The sequence below is a fragment of the Pseudomonas parafulva genome (genome assembly GCF_000800255.1).
Taxonomy (GTDB): Bacteria; Pseudomonadota; Gammaproteobacteria; order Pseudomonadales; family Pseudomonadaceae; genus Aquipseudomonas; species Aquipseudomonas boreofloridensis.
Genome location: NZ_CP009747.1, coordinates 3,676,097 through 3,688,420, shown reverse-complemented (window position 1 = coordinate 3,688,420; position 12,324 = coordinate 3,676,097). Strand labels below are relative to the sequence as shown.

At 66.2% G+C, this 12,324-nt stretch carries 15 protein-coding genes; 11 read left to right on the top strand and 4 right to left on the bottom strand.

Annotation, left to right across the window (positions count from 1 at the left end):
- Window positions 1-16 precede the first annotated feature (16 nt).
- Genes trxA through NJ69_RS16025 form a run of 3 tightly spaced genes read right to left on the bottom strand, consistent with a single transcriptional unit; the run spans window position 17 to window position 2,049 of the window.
- Window positions 17-901 (bottom strand): thioredoxin, encoded by an 885-nt coding sequence (gene trxA / locus NJ69_RS16035; RefSeq protein ID WP_039580757.1) that lies wholly within the window; start codon window positions 899-901, stop codon window positions 17-19.
- Between the two features lie 31 nt (window positions 902-932).
- A complete protein-coding gene (locus NJ69_RS16030) occupies window positions 933-1,589 on the bottom strand; it encodes a class I SAM-dependent methyltransferase (protein WP_039583287.1) in 657 nt (218 codons plus the stop codon).
- 4 nt (window positions 1,590-1,593) lie between these two features.
- Entirely contained in the window at window positions 1,594-2,049 is a 456-nt protein-coding gene (locus tag NJ69_RS16025) for a YbaY family lipoprotein (protein ID WP_029614509.1), read from the bottom strand.
- Between the two features lie 105 nt (window positions 2,050-2,154).
- Here NJ69_RS16025 and nrdR point away from each other — a divergent pair, with 105 nt between their 5' ends.
- The 11 genes from nrdR to NJ69_RS15970 all read left to right on the top strand — a co-directional run bounded on the left by nrdR (window position 2,155) and on the right by NJ69_RS15970 (window position 10,449).
- A complete protein-coding gene (nrdR, locus tag NJ69_RS16020) occupies window positions 2,155-2,619 on the top strand; it encodes a transcriptional regulator NrdR (RefSeq protein WP_029614510.1) in 465 nt (154 codons plus the stop codon).
- A gap of 2 nt (window positions 2,620-2,621) precedes the next feature.
- On the top strand, window positions 2,622-3,752 hold the full coding sequence (gene ribD / locus NJ69_RS16015) for a bifunctional diaminohydroxyphosphoribosylaminopyrimidine deaminase/5-amino-6-(5-phosphoribosylamino)uracil reductase RibD (protein WP_039580755.1): 1,131 nt from the start codon (window positions 2,622-2,624) through the stop codon (window positions 3,750-3,752).
- Between the two features lie 42 nt (window positions 3,753-3,794).
- A complete protein-coding gene (locus NJ69_RS16010; RefSeq protein ID WP_039580752.1) occupies window positions 3,795-4,460 on the top strand; it encodes a riboflavin synthase in 666 nt (221 codons plus the stop codon).
- 17 nt (window positions 4,461-4,477) lie between these two features.
- Window positions 4,478-5,569, top strand: a complete 1,092-nt coding sequence (gene ribBA / locus NJ69_RS16005) for a bifunctional 3,4-dihydroxy-2-butanone-4-phosphate synthase/GTP cyclohydrolase II (RefSeq protein ID WP_039583286.1) — start codon at window positions 4,478-4,480, stop codon at window positions 5,567-5,569.
- A gap of 89 nt (window positions 5,570-5,658) precedes the next feature.
- A complete protein-coding gene (ribH, locus tag NJ69_RS16000; protein WP_029614513.1) occupies window positions 5,659-6,135 on the top strand; it encodes a 6,7-dimethyl-8-ribityllumazine synthase in 477 nt (158 codons plus the stop codon).
- On the top strand, window positions 6,132-6,632 hold the full coding sequence (gene nusB, locus NJ69_RS15995; RefSeq protein WP_039580749.1) for a transcription antitermination factor NusB: 501 nt from the start codon (window positions 6,132-6,134) through the stop codon (window positions 6,630-6,632). The genes ribH and nusB overlap by 4 nt, the downstream gene beginning before the upstream one ends.
- 18 nt (window positions 6,633-6,650) lie before the next feature.
- The gene (gene thiL / locus NJ69_RS15990) at window positions 6,651-7,619 is read left to right on the top strand and encodes a thiamine-phosphate kinase (protein ID WP_039580747.1); all 969 of its coding nucleotides are present in this window, start codon (window positions 6,651-6,653) and stop codon (window positions 7,617-7,619) included.
- A complete protein-coding gene (locus NJ69_RS15985; protein WP_029614515.1) occupies window positions 7,616-8,119 on the top strand; it encodes a phosphatidylglycerophosphatase A family protein in 504 nt (167 codons plus the stop codon). The genes thiL and NJ69_RS15985 overlap by 4 nt, the downstream gene beginning before the upstream one ends.
- Window positions 8,120-8,137: 18 nt before the next feature.
- Window positions 8,138-8,875, top strand: a complete 738-nt coding sequence (locus NJ69_RS15980) for a substrate-binding periplasmic protein (RefSeq protein WP_029614516.1) — start codon at window positions 8,138-8,140, stop codon at window positions 8,873-8,875.
- Window positions 8,876-9,005: 130 nt separating this feature from the next.
- A complete protein-coding gene (ribA, locus tag NJ69_RS15975; RefSeq protein ID WP_029614517.1) occupies window positions 9,006-9,623 on the top strand; it encodes a GTP cyclohydrolase II in 618 nt (205 codons plus the stop codon).
- A 16-nt stretch (window positions 9,624-9,639) separates the two neighbouring features.
- Complete coding sequence (locus tag NJ69_RS15970; protein ID WP_052192237.1) at window positions 9,640-10,449, top strand: cobalamin-binding protein; 810 nt, start codon at window positions 9,640-9,642, stop codon at window positions 10,447-10,449.
- Here the strand turns inward: NJ69_RS15970 and NJ69_RS15965 are convergent.
- Window positions 10,427-12,298: a TonB-dependent receptor domain-containing protein gene (locus NJ69_RS15965; RefSeq protein WP_039580741.1), complete on the bottom strand. Its 1,872-nt coding sequence runs from the start codon at window positions 12,296-12,298 to the stop codon at window positions 10,427-10,429. The two genes, NJ69_RS15970 and NJ69_RS15965, sit on opposite strands and share 23 nt — an antisense overlap.
- Between the last annotated feature and the right edge of the window lie 26 nt (window positions 12,299-12,324).

Sequence of the window (12,324 nt, the reverse complement as noted above, 5' to 3'; positions counted from 1 at the left end):
GCGAGCGCGTCGTGGCTCAGAACATCGCCGAAGACAGCCGGCGGCGATAGACGCCCACCAGCGGATGATCGCCGCCCAGCAGGTCGAACACCTGCAGCAGGGCTTTCTGTGGCAGTCCGCTCTCATAGGCGCGATTGCGCTGGAACAGCTTCAGCAGCCCGTCCAGCGCGGCTTCGTACTGCTGGCGCGCCAGTTGCTGGATGCACAATTGGTAGGCCGCTTCGTCATCTTGTGGATCCTGCGCCAGACGGCTCTTGAGCTCGGCGACTTCCGGCAGGCTGGCCGCTTGGCGCAGGAAGGTCAGTTGGGCTTTGGCACCGGCCAGCGCGGCCTTGTGCTCATCGCTCTTGACCGCATCGAGCACTTGCTGCGCGCCGTCCAGGTCATTGCGCTCGGCCAGGCAGCCCGCGTAGTAGATCAGCGCTTCGGCGTTGCTGTTGTCTTCAGCGAGCAGCGCTTGCAGCAGGGCTTCGGCTTCACTGAAACGGCTTTCGGCGAACAGCGCCTTGGCCTGCTCCAGCGGCGAGGCGGTGGGCGCGGCGGGCATCTGCACATGGGGTTCGAGCATGGCACGGATGCCCGACTCCGGTTGCGCACCGGCGAAACCGTCGACCGGCTGGCCATCCTTGAACAGCACTACGGTCGGCAGGCTGCGGATGCCGAACTGGGCCACCACCTGCTGCTCCACGTCGCAGTTGACCTTGGCCAGCAGCAGTTCGCCCTGGTAACCCTCGGCGATCTTCGCCAGCAGCGGCATCAGCGCCTTGCACGGCGCGCACCACTCGGCCCAGAAATCCACCAGCACGGGTTTGTGGAAGGAGTTCTCGATCACCAACTGCTGGAACTCGGCATCGGTGACGTCGAAGATGTAGGGCGTGGCGTTGGAAGAAGCTTGGCTCATCACGACTCTCGCAAATCCGGAATGGCAACCACTATAAAGGCTCGCGGCTGGCGTGGTACAGGCTGACGCGGCGGAATTCGTGCGGCTCGGCCAGGTCCGGCAAGGTCAGCGCCTCGAGTACGCCCAAGGGGCGATACAGCGGGTGGTTGAAGTGCCGTACCCGCGAGTCGGCGACCAGTGCGTCGCGCCCGCGCAGCAGGAAGGCGTCGAGCAGTGGCAGGTTGGCAGGGTCGTAGAGCACGTCGGCCACCAGGATCAGGTCGAAGCGGTCGGCTTCGGCGAAGAAGTCGGCGCTGTAGCCCAACTGCACGCCATTGAGTGCAGCGTTGGCGCGGCACGCGTGCAGCGCCAGCGGATCGAGGTCGCAGGCCACCACTTCCAGCGCCCCCGCGCGGGCGGCGGCGATCCCGGCGATGCCGGAACCGGCGCCGAAGTCCAGGACCCGTTTGCCACGCACCCAGTGCGGGTGCTGCGCCAGGTAGCGCGCCATGGCCAGGCCGCTGGCCCAGCAGAAGCTCCAGTAAGGGGGCTCGTGGAGAATGCGCCGGGTTTCGTCGGGGCTGAACGCGCGGTCCATGTTCTGCGCGTCGATCAGCCACAGCTTCAGATCGCAGTCTGGCAACTCGGTGATGCTCAGGCGCGCCTCGCCGATCAGCGCGGACAGCGCCTGTTGCAAGTGCAGCGGCATCACCTCATGGCGCCTTTTCGAAACGCAGCGCACCGGTGGCCTGGGTCTGCGCTTGGGCGATGCGCTGCGGCGGCAGGTGCAGGATCAATTGGCCGGAGCGACTGGCGCGCCCACGCAGTTCGACGCGGGCGCCGGCGGGAAAGGCCTCGGGATTGAAACGCAGGTGATAGGGCAGGGCTTGGCCGGTGCCGGTCAGGTCGCTGCTGGCCAACAGGCGCTGGGGCCGACCGCGCTCGTCGATGACCAACAGGGCCAATTCGACCTCGGCGCCTGCCGGGATCTCCAGCAAGGTGCCGCTCAGTTCGCGCTGGTAGGCGGGCAACGGCCCAGGTTCGTCGACGGGCTTCTTCACCGCCTTGGCCACAGGGGCGGGGGCGGGCGCTTCGGGCTTGGGGCGGTCGCTGCCGCAGGCGGCAAGCAGGCCGGCCAGGCACAGCACGACGAGAGCACGGTGGTGCATGGGGCAATCCTTCACGGGCAGATTTCTCTGGATGGTAACCCCTTTGGCTTGTCTTGCCAGTGGGATGCGCTACCATGGCCCTCCCTTTTTTTGTTGCCTGCCACCATGCACTGTCCCTTTTGCGGTGCCAACGACACCAAGGTCATCGATTCGCGCCTGGTCGCCGAGGGCGAACAGGTCCGTAGGCGCCGCGAATGCGTGGCCTGTGGCGAACGCTTCACCACCTTCGAGACCGCCGAACTGGTTCTGCCCCGGCTGATCAAGCAGGATGGCACGCGCCAACCGTTCGACGAAGACAAGCTGCGCGCAGGCATGCAGCGGGCGCTGGAGAAGCGTCCGGTGAGCATCGAGCGCCTGGAAGCCGCGCTGGCGCACATCAAGAGCCGTCTGCGCGCCACCGGCGAGCGTGAAGTCAAATCGCTGGTGGTCGGCGAACTGGTGATGTCCGAGCTGCGCAAGCTCGACGAAGTTGCCTACATCCGTTTCGCTTCGGTGTACCGGCGCTTTCAGGCGCTGGACGAGTTCCGCGAAGAAATCGACCGTCTGGCCCGCGAGCCAGCCAAAGAGTAAGCATGTCCAGCCAGACCGCCATCCTCGACGCCCACTACATGGCCCGCGCCCTGGAACTGGCCCGCAAGGGCTTGTACAGCACCCACCCCAACCCCAGGGTAGGCTGCGTGATCGTCAACCAGGGCGAAGTGGTTGGCGAAGGCTGGCACGTGCGCGCCGGCGAGCCCCACGCCGAGGTGCATGCGCTGCGCCAGGCCGGTGAGCGCGCCCGCGGCGCTTGCGCCTACGTCACCCTCGAACCGTGCAGTCACCACGGGCGCACGCCGCCGTGCGCCGAGGCGCTGGTGCAGGCCGGGGTCGCGCGGGTGGTGGCGGCGATGCAGGACCCCAACCCGCAAGTGGCCGGGCGCGGCCTGCGGCGCTTGGCCGAGGCGGGTGTAGAGGTCGCCAGCGGCGTGCTCGAGGCCGAGGCGCGGGCACTCAATCCGGGCTTTCTCAAACGCATGGAGCGCGGCGTGCCCTTCGTGCGCGCCAAGCTGGCCATGAGCCTGGACGGCCGCACCGCCATGGCCAGTGGCGAAAGCCAGTGGATCACCGGCGCCGCCGCACGTGGCGCGGTGCAGCGTTTGCGCGCCCGTTCCAGCCTGGTGCTGACCAGCGCCCAGAGCGTGCTGGCCGACAACGCGCGCATGACCGTGCGCGGCGCCGAGCTGGGGCTGGACCCCGACACCACGGCCCTGGCCCTGTCACGTACGCCGCAACGCGTACTGATCGACGGTCGCCTGCGCCTGCCGCTGGACGCACCGTTCTTCCAGGCCGGTCCCGCGCTGGTGGTCACCGCCCTGGCGGCCGACCCACGCTACGCTGCTGCCGGTCATGAATTGCTGGTACTGCCTGGCAACGATGGCCAGGTCGACCTGCCGGCGCTGCTGCGCCTGCTGGCCGAGCGCGGTGCCAACGAAATCCTGCTCGAAGCCGGTGCCGGCCTGGTCGGCGCTTTCGCCCAGCTCGGGCTGATCGACGAGTACCAGCTGTTCGTCGCTGGCACCTTCCTGGGCTCCCAGGCCCGTCCTTTACTGGACTGGCCGCTCGAACGCATGGCCGATGCACCCCGGCTGAAGATCATCGAAATGCGCGCCGTGGGCGATGACTGGCGAGTCATCGCCATTCCCACGTCCGCGCCCGGCGTATAATGCCGGGCTTGCGCTGCGCAGCCCGTACCTGAGGAGACCCGCATGTTCACCGGCATCATCGAAGCCATCGGCACCATCGGCAACATCACCCCCAAGGGCGGTGACGTGCGTGTCTACGTCCAGACCGGCAAGCTCGATCTTGCCGACGTCAAGCTCGGCGACAGCATCGCCGTCAACGGCGTCTGCCTCACCGCCGTGGCGCTGCCCGGTGACGGCTTCTGGGCCGATGTCAGCCTGGAAACCTTAAAGCGCACCGCCATGGTCGAGCTCAAGAGCGGCAGCCGGGTCAACCTGGAGAAGGCCCTCACGCCCACCACACGCCTGGGCGGTCACCTGGTCAGCGGTCATGTCGACGGCGTCGGCGAGATCGTCTCGCGCAGCGATAACGCCCGCGCCATCCAGTTCCGCGTCCGCGCGCCGAAAGAGCTGGCCAAGTACATCGCGCACAAGGGCTCGATCACCGTCGACGGCACCAGCCTGACGGTCAACGAAGTCGACGGCGCCGAATTCGAACTCACCATCGTTCCGCACACCCTGGCCGAAACCATCATGGCCGACTACCGTCCGGGACGTCGCATCAACCTCGAGGTGGATCTGCTGGCCCGCTACCTCGAGCGCCTGCTGCTGGGCGACAAGGCCGCCGAGCCAAGTAAAAGCAGTGGCATCACCGAAAGCTTCCTGGCCGCCAACGGCTACCTGAAATCCTGATTGAGAAGGGGGTGCCAGTGGCGCTCAACAGCATCGAAGAACTGGTCGAAGACATCCGCCAGGGCAAAATGGTCATCCTCATGGATGACGAAGACCGCGAAAACGAAGGTGACATCATCATGGCGGCCGAGTGCTGCCTGCCCGAGCACATCAACTTCATGGCCAGGCACGCCCGTGGCCTGATCTGCATGCCGATGACGCGTGAGCGCTGCGAGACCCTCAAGCTGCCGCTGATGGCGCCACGCAACGGTTCAGGCTTCGGCACCAAGTTCACCGTGTCGATCGAGGCCGCCGAGGGCGTGACCACCGGCATCTCCGCCGCCGACCGCGCACGCACTGTGCAGGCGGCTGCGGCCAAGGACGCCAAGGCCGAGGACATCGTCAGCCCTGGGCACATCTTCCCGCTGATGGCCCAGCCGGGCGGAACCCTGGCCCGTGCCGGTCACACCGAAGCGGCCTGCGACCTGGCGCGCATGGCCGGGTTCGAGCCGAGCGGGGTGATCTGCGAGGTGATGAACGACGACGGCACCATGTCCCGCCGCGCCGAGCTGGAAGTGTTTGCCGCCCAGCACAACCTGAAGATCGGCACCATCGCCGACCTCATCCACTACCGCATGATCCACGAGCGCACCGTGCAGCGCGTGTCCGAGCAGCCGATCGAGAGCGAGCTGGGCGAATTCAACCTGGTCACCTACCGCGATGCGGTCGAAGGCGACGTGCACATGGCCCTGACCCTGGGCACCATCTGCGCCGAAGAACCGACCCTGGTGCGCGTGCACAACATGGACCCACTGCGCGACCTGCTGCTGGTCAAGCAGCCGGGGCGCTGGAGCCTGCGCGCGGCGATGAGCGCCGTGGCCGAAGCCGGCAGTGGCGTGGTGCTGCTGCTGGGGCACCCGCTGGATGGCGACGTGCTCCTGGCGCATATTCGCGAAAGTGCCGGCGACCTGCCGACCAAGACGCCGACCACCTACAGCACCGTCGGTGCCGGCTCGCAGATCCTGCGTGACCTCGGTGTGCGCAAGATGCGCCTGATGAGCTCGCCGATGAAGTTCAACGCGATATCCGGATTCGATCTGGAAGTTGTAGAATACGTGCCCTCCGAGTGATACCGACGCGCCAGCGGCCCTGGCGCTCGTGTCCGAACCCTATCGAAGGCCGCCGTAGCGGCCTCGCTCTTTAATATGAGATTACCGGAATGACCCTGAAGACCATCGAAGGTACCTTCATCGCCCCCAAAGGTCGCTACGCCTTGGTGGTTGGCCGCTTCAACAGCTTCGTCGTCGAAAGCCTGGTGAGCGGTGCCGTCGATGCCCTGGTACGCCACGGCGTCAGCGAAAGCGACATCACCCTCATCCGTGCCCCGGGCGCGTTCGAGATCCCGCTGGTGGCGCAGAAGGTCGCCCAGCAAGGTGACTACAGCGCGATCATCGCCCTGGGCGCCGTGATCCGTGGCGGCACCCCGCACTTCGAATACGTGGCAGGCGAGTGCACCAAGGGCCTGGCCCAGGTCTCCATGGAGTTCGGCGTGCCGGTCGCCTTCGGTGTGCTGACCGTCGACTCCATCGAACAGGCCATCGAGCGTTCCGGCACCAAGGCCGGCAACAAGGGCGCCGAAGCGGCCCTGTCGGCTCTGGAAATGGTCAGCCTGCTGGCGCAGTTGGAGGCCAAGTGATTAGCGACGAGAGCGATCGTTTCAACCCGCGCGATCCAAAACCTGCGGATGCCGGCAAGCCCTCCAAGAGCGCCAAGCGCCGCGAAGCCCGCAAGCTCGCCACGCAAGCGCTGTATCAGTGGCACATGGCGCAGCATTCGCTGAACGAGATCGAGGCGCAGTTCCGCGTCGACAACGATTTCACCGATGTCGACGGTGCCTATTTCCGCGAAATCCTCCATGGGGTTCCGGCGATCAAGGCTGAAATCGACAACGCCCTCTCGCCGTGCCTGGACCTGGCCCTGGACGAGCTCGACCCGGTCGAACTGGCCGTGCTGCGCCTGTCCACCTGGGAGTTCATCAAGCGCGTCGACGTGCCGTACCGCGTGGTGATCAACGAGGGCGTCGAGCTGGCCAAGGTCTTCGGTGCCACCGACGGCCACAAGTTCGTCAACGGTGTGCTCGACAAGCTCGCGCCCACCCTGCGCGAAGCCGAAGTCAAGGCCAACAAGCGCTGACCGTGGCGCTGACCAGCCATGGGTGAGTTCGAGCTGATCCGCCAGTTCTTTGCCTCTGCGCACTGCGCGCAGGCCGTCGAGGGCGTGGTCCTGGGCATCGGTGACGACTGCGCCCTGCTGGAGCTGGCCGCCGGCCAGCAACTGGCGGTGTCCACCGATACCCTGGTGGCAGGCGTGCATTTTCCTGCTGTGTGCGATCCTTCGCTGCTCGGCCAGCGGGTACTGGCCGTGGCGGTGAGCGACCTGGCGGCGATGGGCGCCGAAGCCATCGGCTTCACCCTGGCGCTGACCTTGCCCGAGGTCGATGCACAGTGGCTGAAGGACTTCAGCGACGGCCTGAGCCGCATGGCTCACCGCTGCCGCATGAGTCTGATCGGAGGCGACACCACGCGCGGGCCGCTGAGCTTCACCGTCACTGTATTCGGCCGGGTTCCGGCTGGACAGGCACTGCGCCGTGACGGCGCGCGGCCCGGCGATCTGCTGTGCGTCGGCGATCACCTGGGCGATGCTGCCGGTGCCTTGTCGCTGGTGCTCGGCGAGCGCCAGGCCGCCCAGGAGCTGGCGCGTCCGCTGCTCGCCCGCTACTGGGCGCCGATGCCGCAATCGACCCTCGGTCAGTTGCTCCGCGGTCATGCCAGCGCCGCGCTGGACATTTCCGACGGCCTGCTTGCCGATTGTGGCCACATCGCCAAAGCCTCGGGCGTCGCGCTCGAAGTGAACCAGCAGCAGGTGCCGGTATCTACCGAACTGCAGGCGCTGCTCGGTCGCGACGCGGCACTTCAAGCTGCGCTCACCGGCGGCGACGACTACGTGCTGGCCTTCACCATCGCGCCCGAGGCGTTACAGCGCCTGGTGCTGCCGGGCTTCATCCATGTTCATGTCATCGGCCGCGTGCTGCCCGGAGAAGGCGTTACGCTCAGGGACAGCCAGGGTCATGACATCACCCCGGTGCAACGGGGCTACCTACACTTCAGGGAGACACCGTGACCGACCACCCCAATCAGGTGCCTGCGGAGTTCGTTCCGCCTTCGGTCTGGCGCAATCCATGGCACTTCATCGCCTTCGGTTTCGGCTCGGGCACATTGCCCAAAGCGCCTGGAACCTGGGGTTCGCTGGTGGCGCTGCCGTTCATTCCGTTGTGGCAGATGCTGCCGGACTGGGGCTACTGGCTGTTGCTGGGCATCACCATGCTGTTTGGCTTCTGGCTGTGCGGCAAGGTGGCCAACGACTTGCGCGTGCACGACCATGAAGGCATCGTCTGGGACGAAATGGTCGGCATGTGGATCACCCTGTGGCTGGTGCCCGAGGGGTGGCAGTGGCTGCTGGCAGGGTTCCTGATGTTCCGTTTCTTCGACATTCTCAAGCCTTGGCCGATCCGCTGGATCGATCGCCATGTGCACGGCGGCGTCGGCATCATGCTCGACGACGTCCTGGCCGGGGTATTCGCCTGGCTGGGCATGCAGGTGCTGGTCTGGGCGGTGGCCTGATACATAGGGAGCAGGTCGATGGTCATGAAGACTGTGTTGCTGGCGTTGAGTGTGCTGATAGGCAGTGCCGTGGCGGCCGAGTCGCCGAAGCAGGTGCGGTTGGTCAGCGAAGAATGGATCGACTACACCAACGCCGACGGCAGCGGCGTGGCCTGGGATGTCCTGCGCAAGGTCTTCGAGCCGGTGGGGGTGACCGTTCAGACCGAGAGCGCGCCCTACAGTCGAGCCATTGGCTTGGTCAAACGGGGCGAGGCCGATGCCTGGGTCGGCTCGTACAAGCAGGAAGACACCGACAACCTCTACCCGCGCTGGCATTTCGACATGGATCATATCTATGCCCTGAGCCTGGTCGACAAGCCGGTGCCGGAAGTGGCCAGTATTGGCCGTACGCGGCTGGCCTGGGTGCGCGGCTACGACTTCCAGAAGTACCTGCCTGGCGTGGACAACTTCCGCGAGATCCAGCGCCGTGAAGGCATCCTGCCGATGCTCGAGCATGACCGTGTGGATTACTACATCGATGCGCAGACCGAGGTCGACTACGTCCTCGAGCATGCCGACCAGCCCTCGCGGTTCCGTCGCAGTCACCTTACCGAGCTGCCGCTGTACCTGGCATTCACCGACAGCGAGCGCGGCCGTGCGCTGCGCGAGCTGTTCGACCAACGCATGGAAACGCTGGTACGCAGCGGTGAGTTGAAGCCGATCTTCCAGCGCTGGAAGCAGCCGTATCCGTTCTCGGCGGACAGTCAGCCGCATTGAGGCGGCTTACCCGGCTTGAGCCATCATCGAATCTTTCGATCCGAAGCCACGAATATCCGCGTGCCCACGGCCGTCGGGCTGCTGATACAATCTCGTCCATCGAAATTTCCTACTTTTTCAGGAGCACAACGTGCCCGTCGTCTTTGTTGCCGCTTCCAAGCTTCCGACGCCTTTCGCGACCTTCACCATGCATGGCTTTCTCGAACAGGCCACCGGCCGCGAGCACGTGGTGCTGAGCCTGGGTGACATTGCCGACGGCCAACCGGTACTCGGGCGTCTGCACTCCGAATGCCTGACCGGCGACGCGTTGTTCAGCCAGCGCTGCGACTGCGGCTCGCAACTGGAAGCTGCATTGCAGGCCATTGCCCGGGAAGGGCGTGGCGTGCTGCTGTACCTGCGCCAGGAAGGTCGCGGCATCGGCTTGCTGAACAAGATCCGCGCCTACGAACTGCAGGATGGCGGTGCCGATACCGTCGAGGCCAACGAGCGTCTGGGCTTTGCTGCCGACCAGCGCGACTACGCCATCTGCCTGCCGATGCTCGAGCACCTGGGCGTCAAGTCGCTGCGCCTGATGACCAACAACCCGCGCAAGGTCAAGGCGCTCACCGACATGAACATCGCCGTGGCCGAGCGCGTGCCGCTGCACACCGGGCAGAACCCGCACAACCGCCTGTACCTGGCGACCAAAGCCGACAAGCTCGGTCACATGATGGGCAACCAGCACCAGGGCGAAGTGCCCCAGGCCTGATCCGGCGCTGATGTCGATGCGTGCCTGCTGGTTGGCGCTGCTGCTGAGCAGCGCGGTGTGGGCCGATACAGCGCCCCGCGTGGTGAGCCTGGCGCCGTCGATGACCGAGATCGTGCTGGAGCTGGACGCCGACGACCTGCTGGTGGGTGTGCTCGACAGCGGCGAGCGACCGCAGCGCTTGCAGGGGCTGGCGTCGGTCGGCGGCTATGGGCAGCTCGACATGGAGCGACTGCTGGCGCTCAAACCCGACCTGTTGCTGCTGTGGCCCGGCAGCGTGCCACCGGCCCAGCGTGAGCAGTTGCGCCAACTGGGCATCGCCACGTTCAGCGGCGAACCCCATGACCTCGACCAACTGATCGACCAGATCCAGGCCATCGCCGTGCGTCTGGACCGCGCAGAGACGGGACAGCGTTACACCGACCGACTGCGTCTGCGCCTGGCCCAATTGCGCGAGCGCTATCGACGCGACCGACCACTGCGGGTGTTCTACCAGGTGTGGGATCGACCGCTGTACACCCTGGGCGGTGGCCAGGTGGTCAGCGACGCCCTGGCCGTGTGCGGTGCGCGCAATGTCTTCGCCGATCTGGCCCAGCCCGCGCCGCAGGTGAGCGTCGAGTCGGTGCTGGCGCGCGATCCCGAGGCGATTCTGGCGGGCGACACGGCGCAATTGAGCAGTTGGCAGGCCTGGCCAACGCTCAGCGCGGTGGCGGGCGGGCGTCTGCTGGTGGTGCCCGATAAAGGACTGGAGCGTCCCAGCGGACAGATGATCGAAGCGACTGCGCGGCTGTGTGCGCTGCTCGACGCTAAAGCGCCGGCGTCCAAGTGAGGCTCAGCAGCCAGGTACGACCCGCTTCCCGATAGCCGTAGGTGCTGCCGTCGTAGCTGTACAGGGCGCGGCTGTAGCGCTTGTCCAACAGATTGTCGAGCTTGGCCTCCCACTTCAGCGTGTCGCTCACCGCCCAACTGCCGCGCAGGCCGAACAGACTGTAACCACCGAGGCGCTGGCGGTTGCTTTCGTCGTCGAAACTGCTGCTGACAGCCTGCCAACTGCCGCCGAGGGTGAAACGCTCGAATTGACGGTCCAGATCCAAGCTCGCGGTGCGGCGCGCACGGCGGGCCAGGGTATGGCCGCTGTCACGGTCGCGCGGGTCGATCACCGCCAGGCCGAGCTGGCTGCGCCATGGGCCCCAATCCTGGGTCAGCGCCAGCTCTGCGCCGTCGATGCGCGCGGAGGCGACGTTGCGAGGGATCGAGCCTTCGCCGAAGACGATGGCATCGCGCAGGTCGGTCCGGTACAGCGAGGCCTCCAACTGGCTGGCGGCACCCAACTGGCTGCGCCACTGCACTTCATAGCTTCTGGAGCGTTCCGGGCTGAGGTCCGGGTTGCTGTACTGCGGGTAATACAGGTCGTTGAAGGTCGGTGCTCGGAAGCCTTCGCTGTAGGACAGCAGCAGGTCGTTGTCGGCATTCAGCGGTACGGTCAGGCTGCCGCTCCAGGTGGTCTGGCCGCCGAACTGCTGGTTCTGGTCGCGGCGCACGCCCAATTCGGTGGAGAACGCTTCACCGTGGTAGCGATGCTGGAGGAACAGCGCACGGTTGCTGCGGCTGTCTTTATCGAAGCGGGTGCTGCCCTGCACCCGGTCCTGATACCAATCGCCACCCAGCAATAGGCTATGGCCGGCGTCGAGGGTCAGGTCGTTCTGCCAGGTGATCTGGTCGCGGTAGGTATTGAACACACTGCCGTCGTCGCTGAGCGTGTCGCGTTTGCGGTCGCGGTTTTCGCTATGGCCCAGTTCCAGGCGCGAGTGCCAGCGCTCGCTGAGCTGGGCATCGAGGTAGCTGCCCAGGCTGCTGACGGTGAAATCGGTGTAGGGCTTCTGACCGAAACTGTCGAAGGTCACGGGGTCGAAGCGGCCGAACGGATTGTCGTACTCGCTGCGACCCCGGCTGTCGAGCAGGTTCAGGCCGGCTTCGAAGCGCTCGTTGAAGACATGGCTCAGGCTCAGGTTGACGCTCTTGTTGCGGTAGGCATCGTGGTCGCCGTCGCTGGCGAAGGACGGCCCGGTCGAGTCGATACCGGCGGTTTCGTCGAGGCTGGCACCCAGGTTGAAGCGGGTCTGACCATTGCCGCCGGACAGGCCCAGGCTGCGCTGGAACGTCTGCTGGCTACCCGCAGCCAGCCGCAGGCGCGGTTGCAGGCCCGGGCCGCTGGCGCGGCGGGTGAAGATCTGGATCACCCCGCCGATGGCGTCGCTGCCATACACCGCCGAACGAGAGCCGCGTAGCACTTCGATGCGCTCGATCTGGTCGACGTCGAGAAACTGCAAGCCGCTGTCGCCGGAGCTGGCGTTGGCGATGCGCACGCCGTCGACCAGCACCAGGCTTTGCGCGGTCTTGGTGCCGCGGATGAAGATACCCGGCAGGCTGCCGCGCCCGCCGGTGGGCGCTACTTGCACGCCGGGCACGCGGCTGAGCAGGTCGGTGACGCTGCTCGGTTGCAGACGGTCGATGTCGCTGCGGGTGAACACGGTGTTGGCCGCGCTGCTGCTGGTGCGCGACTCCACCTGCCGGTTGGCGCTGACGAGGGTATCGGCGAGTTTCAGGGCGTCGTCGCGGCTGGCGGCCAACAGCGGGGCGGGGAGGCAGAGGAGGGCGAGCAGGGTCGAGGGTTTCATGTGCCGTTCCATAGCAAATGCGCTTG

Coding starts and splice junctions, on each gene's coding strand:
- ribD (WP_039580755.1), top strand. CDS start 2,622: ATGTCCAGCCAGACCGCCATCCTCGACGCCCACTACATGGCCCGCGCC.
- NJ69_RS15965 (WP_039580741.1), bottom strand. CDS start 12,298: ATGAAACCCTCGACCCTGCTCGCCCTCCTCTGCCTCCCCGCCCCGCTG.
- NJ69_RS16030 (WP_039583287.1), bottom strand. CDS start 1,589: ATGCCGCTGCACTTGCAACAGGCGCTGTCCGCGCTGATCGGCGAGGCG.
- NJ69_RS15980 (WP_029614516.1), top strand. CDS start 8,138: ATGGTCATGAAGACTGTGTTGCTGGCGTTGAGTGTGCTGATAGGCAGT.
- trxA (WP_039580757.1), bottom strand. CDS start 901: ATGAGCCAAGCTTCTTCCAACGCCACGCCCTACATCTTCGACGTCACC.
- thiL (WP_039580747.1), top strand. CDS start 6,651: ATGGGTGAGTTCGAGCTGATCCGCCAGTTCTTTGCCTCTGCGCACTGC.
- nrdR (WP_029614510.1), top strand. CDS start 2,155: ATGCACTGTCCCTTTTGCGGTGCCAACGACACCAAGGTCATCGATTCG.
- NJ69_RS16010 (WP_039580752.1), top strand. CDS start 3,795: ATGTTCACCGGCATCATCGAAGCCATCGGCACCATCGGCAACATCACC.
- NJ69_RS15970 (WP_052192237.1), top strand. CDS start 9,640: ATGCGTGCCTGCTGGTTGGCGCTGCTGCTGAGCAGCGCGGTGTGGGCC.
- ribH (WP_029614513.1), top strand. CDS start 5,659: ATGACCCTGAAGACCATCGAAGGTACCTTCATCGCCCCCAAAGGTCGC.
- NJ69_RS16025 (WP_029614509.1), bottom strand. CDS start 2,049: ATGCACCACCGTGCTCTCGTCGTGCTGTGCCTGGCCGGCCTGCTTGCC.